Genomic DNA, 25597 nt, shown 5'->3' on the forward strand with positions numbered 1-25597 from the left:
GCACATTGATCGGCAATAATATCATCATATACGCACACCACCAGTGCGCTGGCCCCAACCCAGTTGATGAGATCAGCTAGCCTGACGAGGCCACAACTGCGGAAAAAACGGCCCCGCGATGCGATCACCCTCGCGATATCCTGCGGCCTCGAACTGTGCGCGTTCGCCTTTGGCCCAGTCCCCACGATACCGGAGCACCCCGTCCGGTGCCGTCATTCGCAAAGTAAACCGCCGAACCGTCTGGGTTGGTGTGACCGAGGACAGTCCACCATGCAGAGTTCGCATGTCAAAAAAGATACAATCCCCAAGCGCCATATCCCATTGCAACAGTTCAAAGGCATCTGGGTCCGCGTTTACGTCGGGCGGTGGATGATATGTACGCCCGGCAACTTCGGTCGGTTCATAACTTGGGTGGCCATCAGCAAAACGAACGCGCATGAACAGTTTGTCCCATAAATGCGAGCCTTTGACGAAGGCAATCCCGTTTTCCTTGGTGACGGGTTCAAGCGGCAGCCACAAAACGCACATTGTCCCTTCGAAATCGAAATAGGACAAATCCTGATGAAACGGTGGGCGCGAGGTGGATCCCGCCTCTCGCAGGAACCAGTTGTCCATGACCAGATTGATCGCTTCGGCGTCCAAAAGCTGTGCAGCAAGCGACGCACAGGGCGAGTTATGGACGAAATCCCGGAATTGAGGAATCTTGTTCCAAGCCCAGTAATCCTCGAAATACGCGGGCGCGCGCAGGTCTTTGGTATGACGGGCAAAATTGTCGGTCGGGTTGGCCAGATCGGCATCGATCCCGGCGCGCAAAAGATCAAGCCAATTGGTCGAGAACTTGGATCTTAGAACAACTGCCCCATCGCGCTGAAAGGCGGCAATTTCGTCTGAGGTGATGCGATCTGTTTGGGTCATGTGGCTGGCCTCATGGGCAACAACGTCCTGTAGGTCAGGATTGCAGCCGACTGGCCATCCGTCAAAGGAATTCACAATTCGCAAACACCCCTCGGAATGGATGGCAAGCGTGCTATCTATTACATGGTTGCTGGCTTCAGGAGGTTTCCATGACCCGTTCATCACTCAACCGTCGCTCTCTGATCGTGGGCGGAGGGGCCGTGTTGGCCTCGGGTCTGTTTGTGCCTGCTCGGGCAAAGGGCTTGGCGGCAACACCCTCCATGAGGGGCGGATCCAACAACTATCGCGCGGGCGCGCCGATCGTTGAACGGATCGGAGGCGGCGGGTTCTGGATGACCGGAACTGTACGCCGCGCCGGCAATGGCGCGCCACTGCCCGGTCAGCGCATCCAGATCTGGGCCCATACAACCGAAGGCCATGAACGCGACCCTCAAAGCCACGGGGCCACGTTGACAGATGCCAACGGAGAGTTTCGGCTGGAGATGCCGCAGATTGTGCCTGCATTTGGCCAACCGCATGGCCATCTTGCCTATGACAGCGGTGAATTCAAAACGGTGTTCCTGCGTCCGGTGATGTCCAGCGCGAGGGACAAAACACTTGCCGCACATTTCGTACTTCAACCTGCCTGATACATGCGTCAGATCACGGCGATTTGGGCGGTTCTGATCGCCGTCATTTTCATCCCGGTCATTGCCGCTGGGTTCAGCCCATACCTCGCGTGGCGGGATCCGGTCTATATCGCGGCAGGTTTTGCGGGTGTCTCCTGCCTGAGCCTTTTGTTGTTGCAGCCACTATTGGCCGCAAAAGACTTGCCCGGTCTTACGCCTGTGTTCAGCCGCCATCTGCATCGCTGGGTTGGGATGGCATTGGTGGGCGCGATTGTGATCCACGTCGGAGGGTTATGGATCACCAGCCCGCCGGACGTCGTTGATGCCCTCACCTTCACGTCGCCCACGCCATTCTCGGCTTGGGGCGTGATCGCGATGTGGACGGCATTCGCGGCCGCTGCGTTGGGGATATTGCGTCAGCGCACAGCCCTTCGATTTCGGGTCTGGCGATTGACGCACACCACGCTGGCATCAGTAACTATCGCAGGCAGCATCATCCACGCGCTACTGATCGAAGGCACGATGGAGATCATGAGCAAGATCATACTGTGCGTTTTGATCTTACTGACGAGCGCGCGAACGCTCGTCAGATTACGCGTCTGGGATGTTTCCAGACGTTAAACGCCCAGACACCAGCGCATGACTGCCTTTTGCGCATGCAGACGATTCTCGGCCTCGTCAAAAATCACCGAATTCGGGCCGTCCATGACCTCGGACGTGGCTTCTTCCTCACGGTGGGCAGGCAGGCAGTGCATGAAAAGTGCATCGGGCTTGGCATGGGACATCAGTTCGGGATTGACTTGATAGGGGCGCAGCAGATTGTGGCGACGCTCCTTGGCGGATTGGCTGTCATGCATCGAGACCCAAGTGTCAGCTACGACCAGATCGGCCCCCTCAACTGCTTTGAACGGATCACGTTCCACAACGATCCTCGACCCCTTCTGACGGGCAAATCCCATAAATTCTTCCTCGGGATCGAACTGCGCAGGGCCAGTGAAGGTCAGGTTGAAGCCGAATTGACCCGCCGCGTGCAGGAACGATGCGCAGACGTTATTGCCGTCGCCGGTCCAGACCACTTTTTTACCCGCAATGGGGCCACGGTGTTCCTCAAAAGTCAGGACGTCGGCCATGATCTGGCAGGGGTGGGTACGATCGGTCAGGCCGTTGATAACGGGCACGTCCGAATATTCAGCCATTTCGGTCAGGATCGTCTCGTCAAATGTACGGATCATGATCATGTCCACATAGCGCGACAGCACGCGGGCGGTGTCGGCGATCGTTTCGCCATGGCCCAGCTGCATATCCTTTCCGGACAGCACCATTGTCTGCCCGCCCATCTGGCGCACGCCCACATCAAAAGACACACGTGTCCGGGTCGAGGGTTTTTCAAAGATCAGCGCGACCATACGGTCTTTGAGCGGTTGTTCATCATCCAGCGCCGCTTTGGGCTGCCCAAGGCGCGCCTGTTTCATTGCGCTGGCCTGATCAATCATGCCACGCAGCGCGGCGGCGTCGGTTTTGTGGATATCAAGGAAGTGGTTCATATCATGTCACTTTTTATTCAAGTATCTCTCAGGCCGAGGCCATGTTTGCAGCAACCTGCGCGGCCGCTTTTTCCAGACGGATCACGGCCTGCGCGATGTCGTCCTCGGTCAGGGTCAGCGGTGGCAACAGGCGGATCACGTTGTCGGCGGCAGGCACAGTGATAACTTCGTTGTCATAACCTGCGTTCACCACGTCGATATTGGTGGGCTTACACTTCAGACCCAACATCAGGCCGGCGCCACGCACCTCTTCGAATACATCAGGATGATCGGCGATCAGACCTTCCAGCTTTTGCCGCAGCAGGCCCGCCTTGCGGTTCACACCCTCAAGAAATGCAGGCGTCGATACTTGGTCAATCACCGCGCACCCCACGGCGCAGCCCAGTGGGTTGCCGCCATAGGTCGACCCATGCGTGCCCGCAGTCATGCCATTGGCCGCATCCTCGGTAGCCAGAACGGCACCCAAGGGGAAGCCTCCGCCAATGCCTTTGGCGACCATCATGATATCCGGCGTCACACCTGCCCATTCATGGGCGAACAGCTTGCCGGTGCGGCCAACACCGCATTGCACTTCGTCAAAGATCAGCAACAGGCCGTTGTCGTTGCAAATCTGGCGCAGGGCTTTTAGTTCTGCATCTGGCACGGGACGAATACCGCCCTCACCCTGCACCGGCTCGATCATGATCGCAGCAGTTTGGGCGGTGATTGCGTTGGTCACACCGTCGAGATCGCCGAACGTGACATGTACGAAACCGGGCAGCAGAGGGCCAAAGCCCTTGGTCATCTTCTCGGACCCGGCCGCTGCGATCCCGGCCGAAGACCGACCGTGGAACGAGCCGTCAAAGGTGATGATCTCGACCCGCTCGGGCTGGCCTTTGTCGTAGAAATGCTTGCGCGCCATTTTCACGGCCAACTCGCACGATTCCGTCCCGGAATTGGTGAAGAACACCGTGTCGGCAAAGGTATGTTCAACAAGCTTGTCGGCCAGCGCCTGCTGTTGTGGGATGTGATAAAGGTTCGAGACATGCCACAGCACGTGCGCCTGTTCCGTCAACGCATTGACCAGCGCCGGATGCGCGTGCCCCAGCGCGTTCACCGCGATCCCGGCGCCGAGGTCCAGAAAACGTCGGCCATCCGCCTCGGTCAGCCAAGCGCCTTCACCCTTCACAAAGGTCAGGGGCGCGCGGTTATAGGTCGGCAGAACGGACGGGATCATCGGATCATCCTTTTCGATATGTTAAGCCCCGTGAGTGATACACGAAGGCCCTAGTCGTCAACTGATTTGGTGAGGTTTGCGCGGATTTACAGCGCAATAGATCAAACTGGCCGGTTACGCAGCGATGCGTCGGCGTCGGAGTAGCAGAATATGCGCGTTTTTGATCATGCCCGTCGTATAGCGGGGCGCGCCCGGTCAGGGAACCCCAAAATTGCGCACGGCTCAAAATGCGATTGTTGTGTGAAATTGACACTTGTCATTTGACCGAGAGTGCCCCACCGCTTGAGCATGACACCTGCGCGCCACAACCCGCCCCTTGCGGCACTTCTGATCCTTGCCGCCAGTGCGCTGTTGGCAGGAACAACCCTCCTGGCCAAAGCTCTTGGGACCGACGAGCTTGGCCCGCCCCTGCACCCGATGCAGATAAGCCACGGCCGCTTTCTGTTCGCATTTCTGGTGATCGCCTGCACAGTTGGCGTTTTGCGTCCGCGCCTCAGTCGTCCACATTGGGGTCTACATATCGGGCGCACCAGCTTTGGGTGGGTCGGCATCACGCTGATGTTTGCTTCCGTTGCGTATATACCAATCTCGGATGCCACGGCGATCTCGTTCCTGAACCCGGTTTTTGCGATGATCCTGGCCATACCACTCCTAAAAGAGAGCATTGGCCCATGGCGCTGGCTCGCCGCCGCCGTCGCTCTGGCCGGGGCTCTCGTTCTGCTGCGCCCTACGCCCGACAGCTTTCAACCTGCGGCCTTGTTGGCGCTGGCAGCTGCTGCATCAATCGGGATGGAACTAATTTTCATTAAAAAACTTGCGGGTCGCGAGGTGCCATTGCAGATCCTGCTGATCAACAACGCGATGGGACTAACGATCGCCTCAGTCGCAGTCAGTTTCGTTTTCCGAACGCCTACATCAGAACAATGGGCAGCATTGGCGGGAATCGGCGTGTTGATGGCCTGCGCGCAAGCGTGCTTCGTCAATGGCTTGGCACGCGCCGATGCGTCGTTTGTGGCGCCGATCAGCTATGCCACCCTGGTGTTCGCTGCGCTTTACGATTTTACCGTGTTTCGGGTAGTGCCGGATTATGTCAGCCTGACCGGCTCTGCCATCATCCTGTCCGGTGGACTGGTGCTGGTCTGGCGCGAGGCGCGTACCACCCCCCCGATCACCTCAAGGAAAGATCCAAACCGCTGATATCCGTGGCGCGCGGGCTGAGCCAATGCGCGACCTTAGGTGGGTGGACCGGGTCAATTGCATTGACAACAAACTGGCCAATCTGTGCATCCGGGAAATTGTTTCTTACGTCTGAAAGAGCAACTTCGCGGTATTGATCAGTCAATACCTCAACAATTTTCAGGACTTGAGCGACAGAAATCGCACCATCTTTTCCAATCTTTGCCCAGAACAGATATTCGGGGCCGTGCTCGGCCTCGGCGGCACTTGTATAGGCCTGCTCGATTTCGCCAATGGCGTCCTGCGCCGACATCCTTTGTTTCTCAGCGAGCTTGGCAGCCAAGGTCAGCAGCGTCCGGTCCGTCTCAAGCGTTATCGTGGTGCCGCCTTCGACAAGAGACGATGAGGTCATTGCGCAAGCTCCACCGCCGGTTTCTGGTTTTGCACAAGCCGCAGGCACATCTTTTCGATTAGCTTGCCGCGCGAGTGCAATGGGCGTGCAGGTGTCGGTTGGGTAACGGCCAGATCTGGGAAAAGGAATGCCAGCTCTTCCAAAGCGTCAGGACCCAGCATCTTTAGCGCTTCGCTTCCGGTGTACAGCGACTCGGTGTAGGCGTGTTCAGCAATGACGATCGAATGCTCTTCCAGGACAAAATGAAAGTATTGGACTTCAGTGCAGTCCGCCTGAACGTCGATATCGGGCAGGTGAGTTAGCTTTTTGGCAGGAACCAGCGCCTCCGCGTCGCCCAAAACCCGTTGAGCCACCTTGGATCGCAGCATCAACCGGTGCTGTGGTGACACTTTCAGATCATGATTGGGCATCCCCTGCCCCAGAGCGCCCTGGCGGATCAGAACCGGACGCATGTTCGGATTGGCCAAAAGATCAAACCGATCCAGGGTTCTAGAGCCAATCCACCGGATCGGTTTTGCTTCACCTTCCAACGTCGAAACAAGATCACCGACCCGCAAGTCTTCGACGTTTACATCACCGCGCGGTGTTTTGATCCGCGTGCCGGCGGCAAAACAGACCATAAGCGAAATATTATCGAGGATGCTGCCAAGGCTGTTGTCATCCCCCCCTTCGGTAAATCGCAAAGTATAGTCGCCTTCGGCGCCAAAATCGAAATTGAACTCTACCCGCGTGAATGACCCGTCAGAAGTCGGCGTCACGGTCTGCGTAAAAATGACGTTGTTATTGGAATCGAGAACTTCGACCAACACAGGATCATCAAAAGGGCCACCGCTGCCGGTTTGACGAGCTGCGATATCAAAGCTCAGTGTTGCGGATTTATTGTCACCAGTGACTGTAAAGGTTTGTTCCGCGACAGAGGTTTCGTTTCGGTTCCCATCCAGTTCCAGAACCAAGTTCGTCGTATCGCCTGTGTTTAGAAACAGGTTTTCGCGGCCAATCTCAATTTCCGTGCCTGTCCATGACCCATAGGATCCGAAAATCTGGAAATTGCTGGCATTCGAAATACCGGGGCTTTCAAAGTCGCCCCCAACAATCAATTCCTGCATGTTCAGCCTTTCAGACCGCGCCTTGTTATCTGCAACGACCGCCTAACACACAAGCCGTTAACATTTAACCAAATTTTCTCACTTTAAAGATTTTCCGCTTCTACGATTTCAATCTGTAGCCTGTCCGCAGCATTGTCCACGCCGAACCGCCAATCACGAGCGTAGCCACACCGCAGATCACCACCCCTACCCATACTGGGCTGTCAGAAACCCCGATCATTCCAAAGCGCAATCCGTCGATCAGGTAGAAAATCGGGTTTGCATGGCTGAGGACATTAAGCACTGGTGGCAATGCCTGAACCGAGTAAAACGTGCCTGACAGGAAGGCCAAAGGCGTCACGATGAAGTTGGTAATCGCGGCCATCTGGTCGAACTTGTTGGCAAAAATCCCAGCCAATAAGCCCAAAGCACCCATCAATGCTCCACCGAAGACAACAAATACCAGCGCGATCAGAGGATATTTCGGCACGATTCCCAACACCAAAGCCAGCGCAACGGCCACGATCGATGCGATAAGCACCCCGCGCACGATGGCTCCGGCCAGATAGCCCAGAAGGATTTCCAACGGTGACAGAGGCGGCATAAGGGTGTCAACGATGTTGCCCTGTACTTTAGCAACCATCATCGAAGAGGAAGTATTGGCAAACGCGTTCTGGATCACCGTCATCATCATGATCCCTGGCGCCAGAAAAGTTAAAAACGGTACCCCCATCACTGCTGATCGACTGGGGCCGATGGCAATATTGAAGATCAGCAAAAACAATCCGGCAGTGACCAACGGGGCAAGTAAAGTCTGGGTCCAAACGGACATGAACCTCAGGGTCTCACGTCTGGACAGCGTGTAAAGACCCATCCAGTTGACCCTGCCAAAGCGACGTTCGGTGTGTTCTGCGGGAATCTGCATGCTCTGCCTCTGACCTGATTCGAAGACCGCTTGTAACTCGGGCGGCAGTGATTAAAATAGGGGGCTGAGACGATTTCCCAAGGCGGCCCGAATCCGGGGCCGCTTTCCGCTTTTGAAAGGCAAATGATGTCCTGGACTGACGAGCGTGTAGAGCTGCTTAAAAAGATGTGGGGCGAGGGCCAGTCGGCCAGCCAGATCGCCAAGGAACTGGGCGGTGTGACCCGCAATGCGGTTATTGGCAAGGTCCACCGTCTGGGTCTGTCGAACCGCGCCACCGGAGCCACCCCCGCCAAGGCCGAGCCCAAGGAAAAACCCGCCCCCGCAGCCCCCAAGGCCGAGGCCAAGCCGAAACCTGCACCAAAGACCGAACCCGCGCGCCCCGCGCCTGCCCCGGCGGCCGAGGCGAAGCCCGCCGTGCCCGCCCGCCGCCAGATCATCCCAGCCGGTCAGCCCCTGCCACCGCAGCCCTCAGCCAATGAGATCAGCCCCGAGGCGCTGGCCAAGGTCAACGAGGTCGAGAAAAAGGCCAAGAAGCTGACCTTGATGGAGTTGACCGAGAAGACGTGCAAATGGCCCGTCGGCGACCCCGCGACCGAGGATTTCTGGTTCTGCGGCCTGCCGGTTGAAGCCGGCAAACCCTATTGCGAGGCGCATGTGGGCGTGGCGTTCCAGCCCATGAGTTCACGCCGCGACCGGCGGCGGTGATTGGGAACGACAGAACCCAATTCTGTATTGTGGGATGTGGAAAGGCTTTAGCCGTTTCTCAGACCCTCTTATCGGCAGTTTTGCAAAATCACGGACTCTGACAAGAAAGACACCCTCGCAGAAAGCTGCGAGGGTGTTGCAAGTCAAGGCGTCGGACGTGCATGACGTAACTGCCGTTACCAAGTTGGGCAAACACGTGAAACTGACCTGTCTGAGGACAGGTCAAGAACGACACCTGGGGATTAGATCAGCGACTTCCAGAAAACGACTTTGTCATCCCCCGCCGCCCAGAAATCCCTGATACGAGCTTCCTCGCTGTAGCCGTTTTTGCGATAAAACGCGCGTGTCTTTGCGAACTCGTCTGAACCCGAAGTGTCGGCTATCAAAATGCGTTGTCCACGCTTCTTGAGTTCGACTTCTAGATGCTTAACGATGGCGCCGCCAAAACCTTTACCCTGCTCGGTTGGCAGAATTGCGATGGCGAGCATGTTCCATGCACCTTCGGCAAGTTCCTCGGGGACAGCATAGCAAAACCCAACAGCCTTACTGTTTTTTTCACATGTCAGCCAAATCTCGAGGCTTTGACCGTCGGATAGAAATCCATCCACCATGTCAGGGAGCATTTCACTGGAGAACAGCTCTGTGCCGTTAAGCACCTCCTGCAAGGCAGCGATATCGTTTTGCTTTGTTAGTCGAATTTTCATTGATTTTCCGTCTTTCTTCGTGCCGTCAATCAAGCAAATACGCGTGCTGTGACGGGCGCAAAGCTCATGCATCGGTGATGTCAGTTAGAGCGTTCACGAGCCATGCGAAAATGAAAGCCTAACACTTTCGTGCAGGCACTATTTGGCTTGGTCGTCCTTAATTGAGGACTTAGCGGTTTCCCGCAATCGTAAACATGAAATCTCCACTGCCCAGCTTATGTGCCAAGCGTATAGTAAGGATATCAGTACAGTAGCTTACGAGCAAGGCGAAGTAAGATTGGGATAAACCCCTACATTGAGGTTCCGGTAATCTTGGAGGCACTGGCCCAACTTCAAACTTTCACTGCGCCGGATGTGACGGCAAATCCGGAATCGGCACCCACCCCGGCAGATCATCCGGCGAGACCGAGACATGCAGTCGCTCGGACCGGTCGCGCCCCACTTTTCGGTACTTACGCAGCAGGAAAATCTTGCCCCAGCCGCGCCATGTGCCTACCGACCGCGCCGATGTATTGATCGGGAACCGCTCGCGCCACCCGTCAGGTAGAGGCAGACCGTGCATCTCGGCCTTGTCCAGCATCCAAATCAGGGAAATGTTGCTCAGCGGACGGGCCTCTTCGAACCCGTTCAACTGGCCGCCGACGTCCCCGTGCGTACCGCGGAACCAGACCTGCTCTACATGACCTTTGAAATCGGGGGTACATTTCCACAAAACCGGTTCGAACACCTCGCGGGTCTCATCCAGCGCCATGGCGTGATAGCCGTGGCGCGTGGCGGGGCCGAGCTGATGGTTGTGAAAGGAATGGCGTTCTTCGGCCCAGCGCCACAGCAGCGGCAAGCGCAGGCCCAGCGCTTTTACCGTGTCCCAGACACCAACCATTTCGATCGCCACATCCTCGTGGCAGAAGGCTTGCCGGAATTCAGCCGCCGCCTTGCCGTTGGCGTTGCACTCATAATGACGATAGGCCTGTTTGATGTTTCGCTCGGTCGCGTGTTCGGCCTTGAGCAACCCGATCAAATCGATCACCCCGGCAAGGCTGCGTACGCCGTAGGCTCCGCGCGAATAGCCGATGAAATAAATCCGGTAGCCGGGTTTGTAGCGCGATGCCAGATAGCCATAAGCACGCCTGATCTGGCGGTTGATCCCCCGCCCCATCATCACGTCCAGCGAGGACCTCCAGCTTTCCCACTGCACCCCGGATTCGTAAAAGACAGAAACCTTGCTGCCCATTTCACAACACAGGCGCAAGGTCTGGCCCGCGTGGGTCTCATACCCCGGTTCCAGCGTCGACATGGTCCCGTCGAGGATAATCACATGGCTGATCGGTTCACGGTGGCGCGACTCGGCTGAGTGTTCGGACCGCAGAGGCCGTCCGAGCCATCCCAGTACCTTTCTACTCAGCCGCGACAGATCCATGCGTCAGCAACTCCCATACTCTTTGAGGTGTGAAAGGCATATCCGCCTGTCGCACCCCGTGATCCCAGAGCGCATCCTGAACCGCATTTGCCACTGCGGCCAGCGCGCCCACGGTGCCTGCCTCACCGCATCCCTTCATACCCATCGGGTTTGAAGTTGACGGAACCGGCGCCGAGGTAAACTTAATCATGGGTATCTCGGCGGCGCGCGGCAAGGCATAGTCCATCAACGAAGCCGTGAGCAGTTGCCCCTGCGCATCATGCACAACACGCTCGGTCAGCGCCTGTCCGATCCCCTGGACCACACCGCCATGTACTTGCCCTTCGGCCAGCATCGGGTTGATAAGGTTACCAAAATCATCGACCACTGTATAGCGGTCGACCCAGGTTTCTCCGGTGTAAGAATCGATGACGATTTCGGCAACATGTGCGCCATTGGGATAGCTGCGCGCATCCAGGTTGGCGCGCGCGTGATGTTGCAGCAGATCAGTACGGCCATCGGCGCGGGCCATATCCGCGGCCTCGGTCAGGGTAGGCGTCAGGTTCGACCCCGACGCGCGAAAGGTTTCGTGATCGAAGGTCACATCGCTCTCCTCCACACCCATCTTATCGGCCAGATAGGGCGTGAATGCGGCGATCATGACGTCGATTGTCGCCAGTGTGGCCGTGCTTTGCACCGTAACGGACCGAGACCCACCAGTACCGCCACCATGAGGAAGTTGATCGCTGTCGCCCTGCACCACATTAATCCGGTCCGCCGGAATCCCGGTCTGATCGGACAAGAAATGGGCATAAACCGTCTCATGCCCCTGCCCGTTCGATTGGGTGCCGACATAGAGGTTCACGGTGCCATCCTCGCAGAACTCCACTTTCGCGTTCTCGGAAGGATCGCCCAAAATACTTTCGATATAGTAACACAGGCCCTGCCCCCGGATCAGGCCGCGTTCGGCATCGGCGGCCTTGCGGGCGGCAAACCCCACAGTCTGTTCGCCCGCGCGGGACAGGATCATGTTGAAGTCGCCCACATCATAGGTCTCGCCGGTGGCCGAGGTGTAGGGAAACGCCTCGGGGCGGATGAAGTTCTTGCGGCGCAGCTCCCACGGGTCCACGCCCAGTTCGCGCGCGGCGCGGTCCATCACGCGCTCTAGCACATAAATCGCCTCGGGGCGGCCCGCACCGCGATAGGCATCGACCTGTGTGGTGTTGGTAAAGAACCCTTCGACCCGCAGATAGGTCGTCTGGACGTCGTAGACGCCCATCAAAACCTTGCTAAACAGGCTAGTCTGAATCGCCTGCCCGAAATGGCTGTTATAGGCCCCCAGATTGATCTTGCTGTGAACGCGATAGGCCGTGATCCGGTGATCGGCATCAAAGGCCAGTTCGGCCAGCGAGGTCAGGTCGCGGCCATGATGGTCAGACAGCATCGCCTCGGACCGGTCGGAAATCCAGTGCACGGGTTTTCCCAGCTTCTTCGCTGCAACGGCAGTGCAGAAATACTCCGGGTAGGGCATCACCTTCATACCAAAGCCGCCACCTACATCCGGAGTGGTGACGCGGATGTCTTCAGGCTCAACCCGCAGCTTTTGCGCCAGTTGAGCGCGCATGGCCCAAACCCCCTGTCCGCCATAGGCAAAATGCAAGCGACCATCGACCCAGTTGGCCTGACAGCCGCGCGGCTCGATCGAGGCAATGATGACCCGATTATCCATCACATTGAGCGATACAGTATGCGCCGCAGCCTGGAACGCGGCCTCGGTCGCGGCCTCGTCGCCCAGACCCCAGTCAAAGGCGCGATTATCCGGCGCTTCGGGGTGCAAGGTCTCTCCGCCTGCATCCACGTCCAGCTTGGCGGGGCATTCGTCAATCTCGACCAAGACCAGTTCGGCGGCGTCACGGGCCTGGGCTTGAGTGTCAGCAATAACCACCGCGATCGGTTCCCCAACAAAGCGCACCCGGTCGGTCGACAGCATGTGACGCGCAGGCGCTGCTGCGGGCGAGCCGTCCCGGTTCTTGACCGTCGTCGCATTGATCACGGTGTCAATCCCGTCCTCTTTCAGATTCTCCAGCGTCATCACTAGCCGAACCCCATCAGCTGCGCGCGCCGCGTCCAGATCAAGCGCCGTGATCACCCCATGCGCCACCTGCGAGCGGACAAACACGGCGTGCATGGCACCTTCTGGTACAACATCATCCATGTAGTGCCCCTGCCCGGTCAGAAACCTCTGATCCTCGGTCCGTTTGACGGGCTGGCTTCTGCCGAATTTTTCCATGGGGCGACCCTCCTGCGCGGTTCCGAAGGCGACCCTAGCCCGCGTGTGGGCGATGTCCAGAAAAAGACAGGGGTTTGGACTTTAAGTTCTGCGGGATTCCGATAGCCTCAGACCCCATGACCTGGACACATGATACCGTTTTCCCTTTCTCTGCCGCGATGACGAGCGGCAAGACCGCAACCCATGACGTTTATGCCGGGGGCGAAGGCCCACCCATCCTGATCCTGCAGGAATTGCCCGGAATCGGACCGGAAACGCTGGATCTGGCCAAACGCCTGAACGGGGCGGGGTTTCGTGTCTACCTGCCGCATATGTTCGGCACCTATGGCAAAGTCACGATGGGCCGCAACATGGCCCGACTGTTCTGCGTCCGGCGCGAGTTCAACATGTTCCTCAAAGGCCGCCAAAGCCCCATCGCAGGCTGGATGCGGTCGTTGGCGGCCGAGATAAAGTCCCGTGACAACGCAGCAGGCGTGGGTGTCATCGGTATGTGCCTGACCGGCAGCTTCGCTCTGACCCTGATGGCCGAGGACGCGGTTCTGGGCGGCGTCGCCAGCCAGCCCGCCTTACCGATCTTTGGCGGCGATAAGCTGCAAATGAGCCCCGATGACATCGCACAAGCCCGTGCGGGCATGGTCGCCAAAGGCACGGGGCTTGCAATGCGTTATGCGGATGACAAGCTGGCCCCGAAACGGCTGATGTGTGCTCTGCAAGACGCCTTTGGTGACGACCTTGAAACGCAGGAATATGAGGGCAAGGATCACTCTCTGCTAACGCTGGATTTCCACGAACCAGCCTATCAGAGGGTGCAGGACTACTTCCACGCCCGTTTTGCACAGGCCGGATAGCACACGCACCCTTCCCCTTCCTGCGCGCATTCGCTATTGCAATCGCTGACCCGAGATTGATGACGCAGGACGCAACCCATGGCGATGGAAAAGACATTCAACGCGGCCGAGGCCGAGGCCCGCATTTACAAGGCCTGGGAACAGGCCGGAGCCTTCAAGGCAGGCGCGAACCGCTCGCGCGACGAAAGTTTTACCATCATGATCCCGCCGCCCAACGTGACGGGCGCTTTGCACGTGGGCCACGCGTTCAACAACACCCTGCAAGACATCCTGACCCGCTGGCACCGGATGCGCGGGTTCGACACGCTGTGGCAGCCTGGTCAGGACCACGCCGGCATCGCCACGCAGATGCAGGTGGAAAAGATGCTGGCCGCCACCCAGCAGCCGGGACGTCGTGAGCTGGGGCGTGAGGCGTTTCTGGACAAGGTCTGGGAATGGAAAGGCGAATATGGCGGCACGATCATCGAACAGCTGAAACGGCTGGGCTCCAGCTGCGACTGGTCGCGCAACGCCTTCACCATGGCGGGCGCGCCGCGTGATCCGCGTACCGGCCACGAAAATTCTGCGAATTTTCACGACGCGGTGATCAAGGTTTTCGTCGATATGTACGAAAAGGGCCTGATCTATCGCGGCAAACGGCTGGTCAACTGGGACCCGCATTTCGAGACTGCGATCTCGGATTTGGAAGTCGAGAATATCGAAACGCCCGGCCACATGTGGCACTTCAAATACCCGCTGGCCGGGGGCGAGACCTATACCTATGTCGAAAAGGACGAGGATGGGAACGTCGTGCTTGAGGAAGAGCGCGACTATATCTCGATCGCCACGACCCGCCCCGAAACCATGCTGGGAGACGGCGCGGTTGCGGTTCATCCGTCGGATGAGCGTTACGCCCCAATCATCGGGAAACTCTGCGAAATCCCGGTTGGCCCGAAAGAACATCGCCGCCAGATTCCGATCATCACCGATGAGTATCCCGATCCCGATTTCGGCTCGGGCGCGGTAAAGATCACCGGCGCGCATGACTTCAACGACAACATGGTCGCCAAGCGCGGCGGCATTCCGATGTACCGCCTGATGGACACCAAAGGCGCGATGCGGGCCGATGGCGCGCCTTATGCCGATGAGGCCGACAAGGCACAGGAATACGCGCGTGGTCGCGAATTCACCGAGAACGAGATCGACGCGATCAACCTGATCCCCGATCACCTGCGCGGCCTCGACCGGTTTGAGGCGCGGGCGAAGGTCGTCGAGGAAATCACTGCCGACGGTCTGGCCGTGATGACCCGCGCGGATGACCCGCGTCTGGGCACCAAGCTGGGCGAGGATGGCGACCCGGCGACGCTGGTGCCGCTGGTCGAAAGTAAACCGATCATGCAGCCCTTCGGTGACCGCTCAAAAGTGGTGATCGAGCCGATGTTCACCGATCAGTGGTTCGTGGACGCCGAAAAAGTCGTCGGCCCCGCGCTGGATGCGGTCAAGGACGGCACGGTCAAGATCATCCCTGAATCGGGCGAAAAGACCTATTACCACTGGCTGGAAAACATTGAGCCCTGGTGCATCTCGCGCCAGCTGTGGTGGGGGCATCAGATTCCGGTTTGGTATGGGCTCGATCTGTCGGCCGAGAACTTCAAGGATGACGAAAACGACGGCAACCTTGATCTGGTCGAATTGGGCCGTTTGCTGAACGAAGGCGGCATGCTGCATCGTGGCAATGTCATGGAATGTGCTGCAAGCCTTGAGGCCGTCACTGAAAAATTCCTCGACGATAACGCTGACATTCCTAGCCCTTTGAGCCACGCGACGGTCATCGAAGTCGCAGACAAGCATGAAGCGATCCATCAGTTCGCTGAAAGCCTTGCCCATTACGCGGTCGAACAAGACCCGACCAAGCTGGTCTATCCGGTGTGGCGCGACCCCGACGTCCTCGACACGTGGTTCTCCTCCGGCCTCTGGCCGATCGGCACGCTCGGCTGGCCCGAGCAAACCGAGGAATTGGAGCGCTACTTCCCCACCGACGTTCTGATCACCGGCGCGGATATCCTGTTTTTCTGGGTCGCCCGTATGATGATGATGCAACTAGCCGTGGTGAACGAAATCCCGTTTCACACCGTCTACCTGCACTCGCTCGTCCGCGACGAGAAGGGCAAGAAGATGTCCAAGACCACCGGCAACGTCATCGACCCGCTAGAGATCGTGGACGAATTCGGTGCCGACGCGCTGCGCTTCACCAACGCCTCGATGGCGGCCATCGGCGGCGTCCTGAAACTGTCCCGCGACCGCATCACCGGCTATCGCAACTTCGGCACCAAGCTGTGGAACGCCGTCCGCTTTGCCGAGATGAACGAGGTCTTCACCGACACCGTCCCGCAACTGGACGTGGCCGACCTGAAACCCAAAGCCGCCGTGAACCGCTGGATCATCGGCGAAACCGCCCGCGTGCGGGCCGAGGTTGACGCGGCACTGGAAAGCTACCGCTTCAACGACGCCGCGAACGGGCTTTATGCCTTTGTCTGGGGCAAGGTCTGCGACTGGTACGTGGAGCTGTCGAAACCCCTGCTGCAAGGCGACGACGCCGAGGCGCAGGCCGAAACCCGCGCCACCATGCGCTGGGTTTTGGATCAGTGCATGGTCCTGCTGCACCCGATCATGCCGTTCATCACCGAGGAACTCTGGGGGCTGACCGCCGACCGCGCGAAAATGGTCGTCCACGCCGACTGGCCGACGTATGGCACCGAACTGGTCGATGCCGATGCGGATCGTGAGATGAACTGGGTGATCTCGGTCATCGAAAACACCCGCTCGGCCCGTGCCCAGATGCGGGTTCCGGCAGGGCTTTACGTGCCGATGCTGGTGACGGAAATCGACGCCCATGGCCAAGCCGCATGGGACCGCAACGAGGCGTTGATCAAGCGTCTGGCCCGGATCGACAGCCTGACCAAGGCCGATGAACTGCCTAAAGGCACCATCTCGATCGCCGCTCCCGGGGCCTCTTTCGGCCTACCGTTGGCCGATATCATCGACATTGGTGCCGAAAAGGAACGGCTGGAGAAAGCCAAGGGTAAACTGGCCAAGGAGTTGGGCGGTCTGCGCGGACGTTTGAACAACCCCAAATTCGTGGCCTCGGCCCCGGAAGAGGTGGTTGAGGAAGCCAAAGCCAACCTAGCCGCCCGCGAGGAAGAAGAGGCCAAGCTGAACGAGGCGCTGGCCCGTCTGGCCGAGATCGCCTGATCTTCAGGCATATACACTAAAGCAGACCCCGCCCCTTTGGCGGGGTTTTCTTTTGCCATCAAAGGGCTTGCCGCGTGGTTCAAAGGCTTGTTAGCTCTGGCACATGACAACGCCCGAGGCCCAGATGACACGCGCAGCCCCTCCGCTCCAGACCGTCTCGACCGGGTTGGTCGTCGCGATTGTCGGCTTTTTCAGTTCCTTCCCAATCGTGCTGCAAGGGCTGGCCGCGATGGGGGCATCGGCGGCGCAATCCGCGTCCGGTTTGATGATGGCGGCGATTGCGATGGGGCTGACGGCAATCGGGTTAAGCCTGTGGTACCGGCAGCCGATCAGCGTAGCCTGGTCCACGCCGGGCGCTGCGCTGCTGGCCGTATCCGCCATGCCCGCCGCCGGGTTTGCCGAGGCCACCGGAGCCTTCCTGTGCGCAGGCGCGTTGACGGTACTGGCAGGGCTTTGGAGACCCTTGGGCCGGCTCGCCGCCGCGATCCCCACAACACTGGCGCAGGCGATGCTGGGCGGCGTGTTGCTGCCGTTGTGTATCGTCCCATTCAAAGCCGCTGTAGAGTTGCCCTGGCAGGCGCTGCCCGTGATCCTGACATGGTTCATCGCCGGTCGGATCAACCGCCTGTTTGCCGTGCCCGCAGCTGTGGTGGCCGCGGCGATCATGGTCATCTTGAACGCGGGTGAGGCATCGGTAGCGCCAGCGCAATGGGTGTCGGCCCCGGTGTGGACGATGCCCACAGTCTCGTTGGCCTCGGTCATCGGAATCGGCGTCCCGCTTTTCATCGTCACTATGGCCACTCAGAACATCCCCGGTATCGCGGTGATGCGCAGTTTTGGCTATGACCCCGCATCCGGTCGGTTGTTTTCGTCCGTTGGCGCGTCCAGCATCCTGTCGGCGCCGTTTGGCGCTCCGGCCACCTGTCTGGCTGCGATCACCGCTGCAATGTGTTCGAACGAGGACAGTCACCCCGACCCTACCCAACGCTATTGGTCGGCAGTGATGGCGGGCGTGTTCTATTGCATCTTCGGCGTGTTCGCTGTGGCCATAACCGGCTTTGCTTTACACGCTGATCCGCTGCTGATGGGCACCCTGACCGGAATTGCGCTGATCGCAGTGCTGGCCAACGCCACCGCCGCCGCACTGGAGGTTCCGACCGAGCGCGGGGCCGCTATTCTGACCTTTGCGATCACGGCCTCGGGTATCTCGGTCTTTGGTCTGGGGGCAGCGGTTTGGGGCTTGCTGGCCGGGGGGCTCGCCTATCTGGTGTCGAACCGCATCCGCTAGCGCTTAGCCTTACTCTGACCTATTATCAGCCCATGTTTGGATCGTTTGGAAAACTCATTGAACGCCAGATCAGGAAGGCGCAAGCCGAAGGGCAATTGAAGGGCCTTGAGGGGGAAGGCAAACCTCTGCCTGATCGTTCGTCCGATGCGCAGTGCGATCCAGCTATCGCAGCTGGTCACAGGATTATGGCACAGGCGGGTGTTCTGCCCCAGGAATTTGCGATCAAGAAAGACCTCGATACCGCCCGCAAGGACTATGCCAAGCTGACCGATCCGAAGGCCCGCAAGCGGGCGATGGCGCGCATCGCAGATCTGGAAATGCGCTATAACATGGCCCGCGATGCGCGACGCGCCTTCATGCGGTGATCACTTGAAGACCGGCTTGCGGCCTTGCATCTGGGCTGCGATGACCTCCATCTGCTCAGGCTTGCCGATCAACTCCACCTGTTCTGAGGATTCGGCCAAAAGCACCTCGGCACGTGGTTGAGTTTCGGCCAAGTCGATCAGGCGCTTTGCGGCGCGCACGGCTGAGGGGCTTTGCCCGGCGATGTTTTCAGCCAGCGCAATCGCTTCGGTCAGCGGGTCATCTGAAAGCTTGGTTACCAGTCCCCATTCCTCCGCCTGCGCCGCGCCGATGGGTCGCGCAGTATAGGTCAGCAGGCGCAGCACATCCGTGCGCACCAGTTTGGGCAGCAACACCATCCCCCCCATGTCGGGAATAATGCCCCATTTCATCTCCATCACTGCCAGTTTGGTGTCGGGATGGGCAATCCGGATATCTGCGCCCAGCGCGATCTGCAAACCACCACCATAGGCCACGCCCTGGACCGCACAGATCACCGGCATAGGCAAACGCCGCCAGATCAAAGCGAGTTCCTGCATCTCATTCGCGTCTTCATGGCTGCGTGTCATCAACCATTCCGACGGATCAATATGCGCCATCTTGGCAAAACTGGCCATGTCCAACCCAGCGCAAAAGCTTTTGCCTTCACCCGACAGGACTACCGCCCTCGCGTCCGAGGCGGCCACTTCCTGACCCGCGTTCAGGATGGCTTTGATCATCGCATCATCCAGCGCGTTCATCTTGTCGCCGCGTGTCAGCGTGACGTGGGCGATATGATCTTTGTATTCGACGGATACGCGTGACATGCAGGCCTCTCAATTCAGGTTTGCACAACAATGCCCCGAAGGCTCGTCAAGTTCCAGATCAACGTGGGGGCAGGTCTGACGCAGACATCCGACCGAACCACGGCGAATCCAGCGTCATGACATAAAAATCCTCCCCCACGACCCGGCCACCGGTCGTGATGCCCAGCCGCCCCCCCGGATCTTGTAGGTTCTGAAGGATGTTTCCTTCACCGTCGAACTGAATCAGCATTCCCCTGTGAATCGGTGCCGGCCTTACCATTGGCCCAAGTCGCCAGATCACCTTGCGAAGAAATGGATAAGGCATAAGCGCCTCGGTTGGCACGCGCGGGCTGGCGAACGCCATCCAGTAGGTCCCGTCGCCCTGCGCCTCGATATTGTCCGGATAGCCCGGCAGGTTATCCAACAGAACCTCGCGCTGGCCGGATTTCTGACCCTGTAGCCACAGCTTGTGGACGCGTGCGCGACCGGTTTCGGCGATCAGCAGAAAGTCTTCGTCCGGGGACAGGGCAACCCCGTTGGTATAGACAAACCCCTCAGCCACTTTCTCGGTGCTGCCGTCAGGATTGCGTCGGGCCACATAGCCTGTATCCGACTGCTCCCAGATGGTCAGTACCGAGGTTGGCTTGGTGCCGCCCATTGTCTCGGGGTCGAACCGATCGGAAGAATTCGAGAAATAGACCGTGCCGTCCTGCGCCACATCCAGCTGATTGGCATAAATCACCGGCGCACCCGCAATATCGGAAACCAGCGTTTCCAGCGTACCGGGGCCGGTCCAGCGCATCAGACCACGGAAACTGTCGGCAATGTAAAGCGCCCCATCCGGTCCGGCCTTCAGCCCCAGCGGGCGACCGCCAAGTTCATCCACTTTTTCAGGCGTGTTTCCATCAATGCGGTACAGCGCACCGGACAACGAAGTCGTGTAGATCGCCCCATCTGCCGTGATTGCAAGGTCTTCAGGGCCCTCTGCATCTTCGGGCAGGCGGATCAGCTCCAGCTTGTCCAGCGCGTTATTTTCCGCGAATTCGCCGGAAAATTCCGGGGCTTTTGAGGGCTCCCATGCAACGGGATCAACATCAACCGGCCAGAATACCAGATAGGCAAGCCCGATCAGAATCAGGCCGAATACGATGCGCATGAATGTTCCTCCCGCTGCCTTGCAAGCAGACTGCGCGGCGACGGTTTGGAACACAAGCTTGCCTGACGGGTGACCTTACGTTTATCTGCCCACATGACCCAACCTCGATACACTCCTCTTGCTCTGTCTTTGCCTGCCACAGTGCCGTTCGTCGGCCCCGAAACGCAGGAGCGGCAGCAGGCCGCACCATTTGTGGCCCGATTGGGTGCGAATGAAAGCGTTTTCGGCCCCTCACCACGGGCGATCGAAGCGATGGCCGACACTGGCATCTGGATGTATGGCGATCCCGAGAACTATGATCTGCGTAACGCCTTGGCCGACCATCACGGCGTCGCGCCTGAGAATATCGTCGTGGGGGAAGGAATTGACGGTCTTCTTGGATATCTTGTGCGCTTGTTCGTTGGTCACGGCGATGCGGTGGTGACCTCGGACGGGGCGTATCCGACTTTTAACTATCACGTGGCCGGGTTCGGAGGGATCCTTCACAAGGTACCCTATCGTGGTGACCATGAAGACCTTGACGCGTTGTTTGCAAAGGCGGCAGAGGTTGACGCCAAGTTGGTTTATTTGGCCAATCCAGACAACCCGATGGGCAGTTGGCACATGGGCGCAGACATCGTTTCTGCAATGGAGAAACTTCCCGCAGGATGTTTATTGGTGCTGGATGAAGCCTACGTAGAATGCGCGCCAGAAGGTACTGCTGCGCCGATTGATGCCGGTGATCCTAGGGTGATCCGAATGCGCACGTTTTCCAAAGTCTATGGCATGGCGGGTGCGCGGGTGGGATATGCGATTGCTGCGCCCGGTTTAATTTCGGCGTTCAACAAGGTTCGCAACCATTTCGGGATGAATCGCGCGGCGCAAGCCGGTGCGCTGGCGGCACTGCAGGATGCCGAATGGTTGGAGCGGGTTCAGGCGAAGATCACCGACGCGCGCGATCGGATTGGACAGATCGCGCGGGACAATGGGTTGGAAGCCTTGCCTTCGGCCACGAATTTCGTGGCAATCGATTGTGGCCGGGACGGGGCTTTTGCCAAGGCTGTGCTGGAGGCACTGGTCGCTCGGGGTATTTTTGTTAGGATGCCATTTGTGGCGCCCCAGAACCGTTGCATTCGGGTCAGCTGTGGTGCGGTTTCTGATCTGGATTTGTTTGCAGCCGCGCTGCCAGAGGCATTGGCTGTAGCGCGGGGCGGCTGATCGCATAGGGGGGGCTGTCTGCCCCCCATCGCGCCGATGCGCGATTCCCCCCGAAGATATTTTTGGCCAGATGAAGAGCGGACCCTCTGTTCACGCGGCCAAGATCGCGGCAGCGGCCTCCAGCGCGCCTGTGCCGCGAGGTATGTTGAGGGCTGCCATGGCCGTTTCCATCCCGCCAAGCATCGCCATCACCATTTGGCCATTTACGTGACCCATATGGCCAAGGCGGAAACAGCCGTCCCAATCCTCCATCCCCAACCCGATTCCAAGGGTGAGGCCAAGTTGGGTTTCAGTGAACTGACGCAGCGGGGTTCCCTGCCCGTCGGTCAGGCGCAGCGCGGTGACGGCATGGCTGCGGTCGGTACGGTCGGCGACATTGAGGTGGAGGGCTCCACCATCGGCCCATGTCTCGCAGGCCGCCCAAATAGCTGTGGCGAGACGTTCGTGGCGGGCCCAGACATGTTCAATCCCTTCGGCGTGGATCAGGTCGAGCGCAGCCCTCAGCCCATACAAATGATGCGTCGGCGCGGTGCCATTGAAATACTGGTAGAACAGTTCGGGTTGAGTGCGGGGTATCCAGTCCCAGTATTGTGAAACGCGGGGCATTGTGGCGCGTTTGGCAGCGGCTTTTTCATTGAAATAGACAAAACCGATGCCAGCCGGGGTCATCAGCCCTTTCTGGCAGGCGGTGACCATGACATCGACACCCCAGGCGTCCATCTCGAACCTGTCGCAGCCCAGCGATGCGATGCAATCTGCCATCAGCAGCGCCGGGTGGTTCAGGTTATCCAAAAGGGCCCGCAGAGCCGGGATATCATTGCGGATCGAGCTCGACGTATCCACATGCACCGCCAGTACGGCCTTGATCTCATGCGCTTTGTCGGCGCCGAGGGCCTCGGCAATCAGGTCGAAGTCCCACCCCGAGGATGTACCGAAATTGATTACCTGCGCCGTGGCCCCGATCCCTTCGGCCATTTCTGCCCAGCCATAGGTGAATCGACCCGACGCAGGGGCCAGCACCGTTTCGCCGGGGGCGATCACGTTGGACAAGGCTGCCTCCCACGTGCCGTGACCGTTGGCGATGTAAATCGCCACATGGTGGTCGGTTCGGGCCACACGTTTAAGGTCGGCGGTCAGGGTGGGCATCATCTCGATCAGTTCGCCATCGTAGATATTGGGCGAAGGCCGATGCATCGCTTGCAACACTGCGTCGGGCATTACTGAGGGGCCAGGAATGGCCAGATACTCGCGCCCCTGCGCGAGAGAGATGTGGTTTGTCATGGGGTCAACCTGTCTGAATTGACGCCCAATTTAGTGACGTCCGGCGCGGCGTCAATCCATCAGCTGCGACGCTTCACGTGCAAGTTTTTCGATGCCGGTCCAGTCGCCATCCATGACCATTTGTTTGGGCGCGACCCAGCTACCGCCTGCGCAGGCAACATTCGACAAGGACAGGTAATCGCGTGCATTTGACGGAGACACGCCACCTGTCGGGCAGAATGTGATTTGCGGAAGGGGCGCGCCAATAGCCTTAAGCGCCGGGGCGCCCCCGGACGCTTCGGCCGGGAAGAATTTAAGCATGTCGTAGCCCTGTTCCAGCAGACGCATCGCCTCGGACGCAGTGGCAGCGCCGGGGAGTAACGGCAAGCCCTCGGCCTCACACGCTGCGATCAAAGCATCGGTTGCGCCCGGTGAGACACCGAATTGAGCACCTGCCTCTTTCGCGGCGCGGACGTCTTCGGGGGTGATCAGCGTGCCTGCGCCGACCACACCGCCCGGCACCTGCGCCATGGCGCGGATCGCACTGAGCGCCGAGGGGGTGCGCAATGTGACCTCCAGCGCGGGGAGGCCACCTGCGACAAGCGCCTCGGCCAGAGGCCGTGCTTGAGCAGCGTCATCGACGACCAGAACCGGCACGATCGGGGCCAATGCGCAAATCTCGCGGGTGTGTTGGGTTTTGGACATGTTTTACACTCCGAAAATGCTGGCGCCAGTGTCAGCGGACCCGACATTCTGGCGGAAGGCTCCGAACAGGTCGCGCCCCACGCCGTGCTGATTGGCGCTGAGGTCGGCGGTGGCGGGCGGGCGGTTCAACACGCCGGGCGTCAGGATTTCCAAATCGCCTTTTACCGCATCAACGCGCAGGATATCGCCGTCTTGCAGGCAGGCGATGGGGCCACCGTCCAGCGCCTCGGGAACCACATGGATCGCAGCGGGGACCTTGCCGGATGCGCCCGACATGCGACCATCTGTGACAAGCGCGACCTTGTGGCCTCGGCCCTGCAGGATCGACAGCATGGGCGTCAGAGAATGAAGTTCAGGCATTCCGTTGGCCTTTGGCCCTTGAAAGCGGACGACTACGATGACATCGCCAGTGAACTCTCCAGCCTTGAACGCGGCTTTCACCTCGTCTTGGTCGTGGAACACGCGGACCGGTGCCTCGACCACCTGATGTTCGGGGGCAACGGCCGAGACTTTCATGACGCCCGTTCCCAGATTGCCCGTCAGGCGTGACAGGCCACCGGTGGGTTGGAACGGGTCGCTGGCCGGACGGAGAATTTTTTCGTTCAGACTTTGGCCCGCGCCTTCTTCCCAGACCAACTCGCCATCTTTCAGCTTGGGTTCTTTGGTGTAATTGTGCAGCCCCTGCCCTGCGACCGTCAGCGTATCGGGGTGCAGCAGGCCGTCCTCCAACAAAGTGCCGATGCAATAGCCAAGCCCGCCTGCGGCGTGGAAATGGTTCACATCAGCCAAACCGTTCGGATAGACCCGCGCGACCAAAGGCACCACGGCGGAAATGTCAGAGAAATCCTGCCAGTCCAGCACGATCCCGCCCGCGCGGGCCATGGCGATCAGGTGGATCAGCAGGTTGGTAGAACCCCCTGTGGCCATCAGGCCGACAATCCCGTTCACAAAAGCGCGTTCGTCGAGGATCTGGCACACGGGCGTATAGTGATTGCCCAGCGCGCTGAGAGACAGGGCGCGGCGCGCGCCTTCCTCGGTCAGGGCATCGCGCAGGGGTGTGTTGGGATTGACGAAGCTGGAGCCCGGCAGGTGCAGGCCCATGAACTCCATCAGCATCTGGTTGGTGTTGGCGGTGCCATAAAAGGTGCAGGTGCCGGGGCCGTGATAGGCGGCCATTTCGGCTTTCATCAGCTCATCGCGGCCGACTTCTCCGGTCGCGAATTTTTGGCGGACCTTGGCCTTTTCATCATTCGGCAGACCGCTGGTCATGGGACCTGCGGGCAGGAAAACAGCGGGAAGATGGCCAAACGCCTGCGCCCCGATGATCAGGCCGGGGACGATCTTGTCGCAGACGCCCAGGAAAACAGCAGCGTCATAGGTGTTGTGGCTGAGTGCCACGCCGGTGGCCAGCGCAATCACATCGCGCGAGAACAGCGACAGCTCCATCCCCGCCTCACCCTGCGTGACGCCATCGCACATGGCGGGAACGCCGCCCGCGACCTGCGCCGTACCACCCGCTGCGCGGATCGCATCGCGGATCAGAGCCGGGTAACGCTCGAACGGCTGGTGCGCCGAGAGCATGTCATTGTAAGCGGTGACGATCCCTAGATTGCCCGCTGTTCCGGTGGCCATTGATTGTTGGTCTTCGCCCGCGCCCGCATAGGCGTGGGCCTGACCGCTACAGGACAGGTGCGCGCGGGCCGGGCCTTTGGACTTGGCCTGTTCCATCCGTTCCAAGTGAGGGCCGCGCAGATCGGCGCTGCGGTCGATGATACGTTGAGTGACGTCGGTGATTACAGAATGAACCAT

Annotated in this window: 23 protein-coding genes; 9 read left to right on the forward strand and 14 right to left on the reverse strand. The window is 59.3% G+C overall.

What is annotated here, in order from left to right:
• Positions 1 to 72: 72 nt before the first annotated feature.
• The gene (locus tag AC2FF7_RS09225; protein ID WP_480866102.1) at positions 73 to 915 is read right to left on the reverse strand and encodes a phytanoyl-CoA dioxygenase family protein; all 843 of its coding nucleotides are present in this window, start codon (positions 913 to 915) and stop codon (positions 73 to 75) included.
• 149 nt (positions 916 to 1064) lie between these two features.
• Here AC2FF7_RS09225 and AC2FF7_RS09230 point away from each other — a divergent pair, with 149 nt between their 5' ends.
• Together AC2FF7_RS09230 and AC2FF7_RS09235 are read left to right on the forward strand one after the other, a co-directional pair.
• On the forward strand, positions 1065 to 1544 hold the full coding sequence (locus tag AC2FF7_RS09230) for a peptidase associated/transthyretin-like domain-containing protein (protein ID WP_480866103.1): 480 nt from the start codon (positions 1065 to 1067) through the stop codon (positions 1542 to 1544).
• 3 nt (positions 1545 to 1547) lie between these two features.
• Complete coding sequence (locus AC2FF7_RS09235; protein ID WP_480866104.1) at positions 1548 to 2144, forward strand: ferric reductase-like transmembrane domain-containing protein; 597 nt, start codon at positions 1548 to 1550, stop codon at positions 2142 to 2144.
• Here AC2FF7_RS09235 and argF read toward each other — a convergent pair.
• Positions 2141 to 3067 carry an ornithine carbamoyltransferase gene (argF, locus tag AC2FF7_RS09240; RefSeq protein ID WP_480866106.1) on the reverse strand — a complete coding sequence of 309 codons (927 nt, stop codon included), beginning with the start codon at positions 3065 to 3067 and terminating at the stop codon, positions 2141 to 2143. The two genes, AC2FF7_RS09235 and argF, sit on opposite strands and share 4 nt — an antisense overlap.
• Positions 3068 to 3095: 28 nt before the next feature.
• On the reverse strand, positions 3096 to 4283 hold the full coding sequence (locus AC2FF7_RS09245; protein WP_170753837.1) for an aspartate aminotransferase family protein: 1188 nt from the start codon (positions 4281 to 4283) through the stop codon (positions 3096 to 3098).
• 288 nt (positions 4284 to 4571) lie between these two features.
• On the opposite strand from AC2FF7_RS09245, the gene AC2FF7_RS09250 reads away from it, so the two are divergent.
• On the forward strand, positions 4572 to 5480 hold the full coding sequence (locus AC2FF7_RS09250) for a DMT family transporter (RefSeq protein WP_496905604.1): 909 nt from the start codon (positions 4572 to 4574) through the stop codon (positions 5478 to 5480).
• On the opposite strand, the gene AC2FF7_RS09255 is transcribed toward AC2FF7_RS09250, so the two are convergent.
• The 3 genes from AC2FF7_RS09255 to AC2FF7_RS09265 all read right to left on the reverse strand — a co-directional run bounded on the left by AC2FF7_RS09255 (position 5452) and on the right by AC2FF7_RS09265 (position 7881).
• Positions 5452 to 5871 (reverse strand): NusA N-terminal domain-containing protein, encoded by a 420-nt coding sequence (locus tag AC2FF7_RS09255; RefSeq protein WP_496905546.1) that lies wholly within the window; start codon positions 5869 to 5871, stop codon positions 5452 to 5454. The genes AC2FF7_RS09250 and AC2FF7_RS09255 overlap by 29 nt on opposite strands.
• Positions 5868 to 6977 (reverse strand): Hint domain-containing protein, encoded by a 1110-nt coding sequence (locus AC2FF7_RS09260; RefSeq protein ID WP_496905547.1) that lies wholly within the window; start codon positions 6975 to 6977, stop codon positions 5868 to 5870. The genes AC2FF7_RS09255 and AC2FF7_RS09260 overlap by 4 nt, the downstream gene beginning before the upstream one ends.
• A 100-nt stretch (positions 6978 to 7077) precedes the next feature.
• A complete protein-coding gene (locus AC2FF7_RS09265) occupies positions 7078 to 7881 on the reverse strand; it encodes an ABC transporter permease (RefSeq protein WP_170354988.1) in 804 nt (267 codons plus the stop codon).
• Positions 7882 to 8007: 126 nt separating this feature from the next.
• On the opposite strand from AC2FF7_RS09265, the gene AC2FF7_RS09270 reads away from it, so the two are divergent.
• On the forward strand, positions 8008 to 8586 hold the full coding sequence (locus AC2FF7_RS09270; RefSeq protein ID WP_170354987.1) for a GcrA family cell cycle regulator: 579 nt from the start codon (positions 8008 to 8010) through the stop codon (positions 8584 to 8586).
• 242 nt (positions 8587 to 8828) lie between these two features.
• Here AC2FF7_RS09270 and AC2FF7_RS09275 read toward each other — a convergent pair whose 3' ends face one another.
• The 3 genes from AC2FF7_RS09275 to AC2FF7_RS09285 all read right to left on the reverse strand — a co-directional run bounded on the left by AC2FF7_RS09275 (position 8829) and on the right by AC2FF7_RS09285 (position 12976).
• Entirely contained in the window at positions 8829 to 9290 is a 462-nt protein-coding gene (locus AC2FF7_RS09275) for a GNAT family N-acetyltransferase (protein ID WP_496905548.1), read from the reverse strand.
• 340 nt (positions 9291 to 9630) lie between these two features.
• The gene (locus tag AC2FF7_RS09280) at positions 9631 to 10707 is read right to left on the reverse strand and encodes a T6SS phospholipase effector Tle1-like catalytic domain-containing protein (protein ID WP_496905549.1); all 1077 of its coding nucleotides are present in this window, start codon (positions 10705 to 10707) and stop codon (positions 9631 to 9633) included.
• The gene (locus tag AC2FF7_RS09285; protein ID WP_496905550.1) at positions 10685 to 12976 is read right to left on the reverse strand and encodes a xanthine dehydrogenase family protein molybdopterin-binding subunit; all 2292 of its coding nucleotides are present in this window, start codon (positions 12974 to 12976) and stop codon (positions 10685 to 10687) included. The genes AC2FF7_RS09280 and AC2FF7_RS09285 overlap by 23 nt, the downstream gene beginning before the upstream one ends.
• Before the next feature lie 116 nt (positions 12977 to 13092).
• On the opposite strand from AC2FF7_RS09285, the gene AC2FF7_RS09290 reads away from it, so the two are divergent.
• The 4 genes from AC2FF7_RS09290 to AC2FF7_RS09305 all read left to right on the forward strand — a co-directional run bounded on the left by AC2FF7_RS09290 (position 13093) and on the right by AC2FF7_RS09305 (position 18708).
• Positions 13093 to 13824 (forward strand): dienelactone hydrolase family protein, encoded by a 732-nt coding sequence (locus AC2FF7_RS09290; RefSeq protein ID WP_480866118.1) that lies wholly within the window; start codon positions 13093 to 13095, stop codon positions 13822 to 13824.
• Positions 13825 to 13902: 78 nt separating this feature from the next.
• Positions 13903 to 17055, forward strand: a complete 3153-nt coding sequence (locus tag AC2FF7_RS09295; protein WP_480866119.1) for a valine--tRNA ligase — start codon at positions 13903 to 13905, stop codon at positions 17053 to 17055.
• A 124-nt stretch (positions 17056 to 17179) separates the two neighbouring features.
• Positions 17180 to 18343 carry a benzoate/H(+) symporter BenE family transporter gene (locus tag AC2FF7_RS09300; protein ID WP_496905551.1) on the forward strand — a complete coding sequence of 388 codons (1164 nt, stop codon included), beginning with the start codon at positions 17180 to 17182 and terminating at the stop codon, positions 18341 to 18343.
• A gap of 32 nt (positions 18344 to 18375) precedes the next feature.
• Positions 18376 to 18708, forward strand: coding sequence for a DnaJ family domain-containing protein (locus tag AC2FF7_RS09305; RefSeq protein WP_496848732.1), 333 nt, complete (start codon positions 18376 to 18378; stop codon positions 18706 to 18708).
• Here the strand turns inward: AC2FF7_RS09305 and AC2FF7_RS09310 are convergent, their stop codons facing one another.
• Together AC2FF7_RS09310 and AC2FF7_RS09315 are read right to left on the reverse strand one after the other, a co-directional pair.
• Complete coding sequence (locus tag AC2FF7_RS09310) at positions 18709 to 19491, reverse strand: crotonase/enoyl-CoA hydratase family protein (protein WP_480866124.1); 783 nt, start codon at positions 19489 to 19491, stop codon at positions 18709 to 18711. It lies immediately after the preceding gene.
• A 58-nt stretch (positions 19492 to 19549) separates the two neighbouring features.
• Complete coding sequence (locus AC2FF7_RS09315) at positions 19550 to 20626, reverse strand: SMP-30/gluconolactonase/LRE family protein (protein WP_480866126.1); 1077 nt, start codon at positions 20624 to 20626, stop codon at positions 19550 to 19552.
• Positions 20627 to 20719: 93 nt separating this feature from the next.
• On the opposite strand from AC2FF7_RS09315, the gene AC2FF7_RS09320 reads away from it, so the two are divergent.
• Positions 20720 to 21823 carry a pyridoxal phosphate-dependent aminotransferase gene (locus AC2FF7_RS09320; protein ID WP_480866128.1) on the forward strand — a complete coding sequence of 368 codons (1104 nt, stop codon included), beginning with the start codon at positions 20720 to 20722 and terminating at the stop codon, positions 21821 to 21823.
• 90 nt (positions 21824 to 21913) lie between these two features.
• Here the strand turns inward: AC2FF7_RS09320 and AC2FF7_RS09325 are convergent, their stop codons facing one another.
• Genes AC2FF7_RS09325 through edd form a run of 3 tightly spaced genes read right to left on the reverse strand, consistent with a single transcriptional unit; the run spans position 21914 to position 25597 of the window.
• Positions 21914 to 23104: a pyridoxal-phosphate-dependent aminotransferase family protein gene (locus AC2FF7_RS09325; protein WP_480866130.1), complete on the reverse strand. Its 1191-nt coding sequence runs from the start codon at positions 23102 to 23104 to the stop codon at positions 21914 to 21916.
• Positions 23105 to 23155: 51 nt separating this feature from the next.
• On the reverse strand, positions 23156 to 23788 hold the full coding sequence (locus AC2FF7_RS09330; protein WP_496905552.1) for a bifunctional 4-hydroxy-2-oxoglutarate aldolase/2-dehydro-3-deoxy-phosphogluconate aldolase: 633 nt from the start codon (positions 23786 to 23788) through the stop codon (positions 23156 to 23158).
• A 3-nt stretch (positions 23789 to 23791) separates the two neighbouring features.
• Entirely contained in the window at positions 23792 to 25597 is a 1806-nt protein-coding gene (edd, locus tag AC2FF7_RS09335) for a phosphogluconate dehydratase (RefSeq protein ID WP_480866133.1), read from the reverse strand.

It is taken from the genome of Ruegeria sp. YTSC325, assembly GCF_059609525.1.

What these genes read in the sequence shown, in the direction of transcription:
- AC2FF7_RS09225 (WP_480866102.1), bottom strand. Translation starts at nt 915, where the DNA reads ATGACCCAAACAGATCGCATCACCTCAGACGAAATTGCCGCCTTTCAG.
- AC2FF7_RS09230 (WP_480866103.1), top strand. Translation starts at nt 1,065, where the DNA reads ATGACCCGTTCATCACTCAACCGTCGCTCTCTGATCGTGGGCGGAGGG.
- AC2FF7_RS09235 (WP_480866104.1), top strand. Translation starts at nt 1,548, where the DNA reads ATGCGTCAGATCACGGCGATTTGGGCGGTTCTGATCGCCGTCATTTTC.
- argF (WP_480866106.1), bottom strand. Translation starts at nt 3,067, where the DNA reads ATGAACCACTTCCTTGATATCCACAAAACCGACGCCGCCGCGCTGCGT.
- AC2FF7_RS09245 (WP_170753837.1), bottom strand. Translation starts at nt 4,283, where the DNA reads ATGATCCCGTCCGTTCTGCCGACCTATAACCGCGCGCCCCTGACCTTT.
- AC2FF7_RS09250 (WP_496905604.1), top strand. Translation starts at nt 4,572, where the DNA reads ATGACACCTGCGCGCCACAACCCGCCCCTTGCGGCACTTCTGATCCTT.
- AC2FF7_RS09255 (WP_496905546.1), bottom strand. Translation starts at nt 5,871, where the DNA reads ATGACCTCATCGTCTCTTGTCGAAGGCGGCACCACGATAACGCTTGAG.
- AC2FF7_RS09260 (WP_496905547.1), bottom strand. Translation starts at nt 6,977, where the DNA reads ATGCAGGAATTGATTGTTGGGGGCGACTTTGAAAGCCCCGGTATTTCG.
- AC2FF7_RS09265 (WP_170354988.1), bottom strand. Translation starts at nt 7,881, where the DNA reads ATGCAGATTCCCGCAGAACACACCGAACGTCGCTTTGGCAGGGTCAAC.
- AC2FF7_RS09270 (WP_170354987.1), top strand. Translation starts at nt 8,008, where the DNA reads ATGTCCTGGACTGACGAGCGTGTAGAGCTGCTTAAAAAGATGTGGGGC.
- AC2FF7_RS09275 (WP_496905548.1), bottom strand. Translation starts at nt 9,290, where the DNA reads ATGAAAATTCGACTAACAAAGCAAAACGATATCGCTGCCTTGCAGGAG.
- AC2FF7_RS09280 (WP_496905549.1), bottom strand. Translation starts at nt 10,707, where the DNA reads ATGGATCTGTCGCGGCTGAGTAGAAAGGTACTGGGATGGCTCGGACGG.
- AC2FF7_RS09285 (WP_496905550.1), bottom strand. Translation starts at nt 12,976, where the DNA reads ATGGAAAAATTCGGCAGAAGCCAGCCCGTCAAACGGACCGAGGATCAG.
- AC2FF7_RS09290 (WP_480866118.1), top strand. Translation starts at nt 13,093, where the DNA reads ATGACCTGGACACATGATACCGTTTTCCCTTTCTCTGCCGCGATGACG.
- AC2FF7_RS09295 (WP_480866119.1), top strand. Translation starts at nt 13,903, where the DNA reads ATGGCGATGGAAAAGACATTCAACGCGGCCGAGGCCGAGGCCCGCATT.
- AC2FF7_RS09300 (WP_496905551.1), top strand. Translation starts at nt 17,180, where the DNA reads ATGACACGCGCAGCCCCTCCGCTCCAGACCGTCTCGACCGGGTTGGTC.
- AC2FF7_RS09305 (WP_496848732.1), top strand. Translation starts at nt 18,376, where the DNA reads ATGTTTGGATCGTTTGGAAAACTCATTGAACGCCAGATCAGGAAGGCG.
- AC2FF7_RS09310 (WP_480866124.1), bottom strand. Translation starts at nt 19,491, where the DNA reads ATGTCACGCGTATCCGTCGAATACAAAGATCATATCGCCCACGTCACG.
- AC2FF7_RS09315 (WP_480866126.1), bottom strand. Translation starts at nt 20,626, where the DNA reads ATGCGCATCGTATTCGGCCTGATTCTGATCGGGCTTGCCTATCTGGTA.
- AC2FF7_RS09320 (WP_480866128.1), top strand. Translation starts at nt 20,720, where the DNA reads ATGACCCAACCTCGATACACTCCTCTTGCTCTGTCTTTGCCTGCCACA.
- AC2FF7_RS09325 (WP_480866130.1), bottom strand. Translation starts at nt 23,104, where the DNA reads ATGACAAACCACATCTCTCTCGCGCAGGGGCGCGAGTATCTGGCCATT.
- AC2FF7_RS09330 (WP_496905552.1), bottom strand. Translation starts at nt 23,788, where the DNA reads ATGTCCAAAACCCAACACACCCGCGAGATTTGCGCATTGGCCCCGATC.
- edd (WP_480866133.1), bottom strand. Translation starts at nt 25,597, where the DNA reads ATGGTTCATTCTGTAATCACCGACGTCACTCAACGTATCATCGACCGC.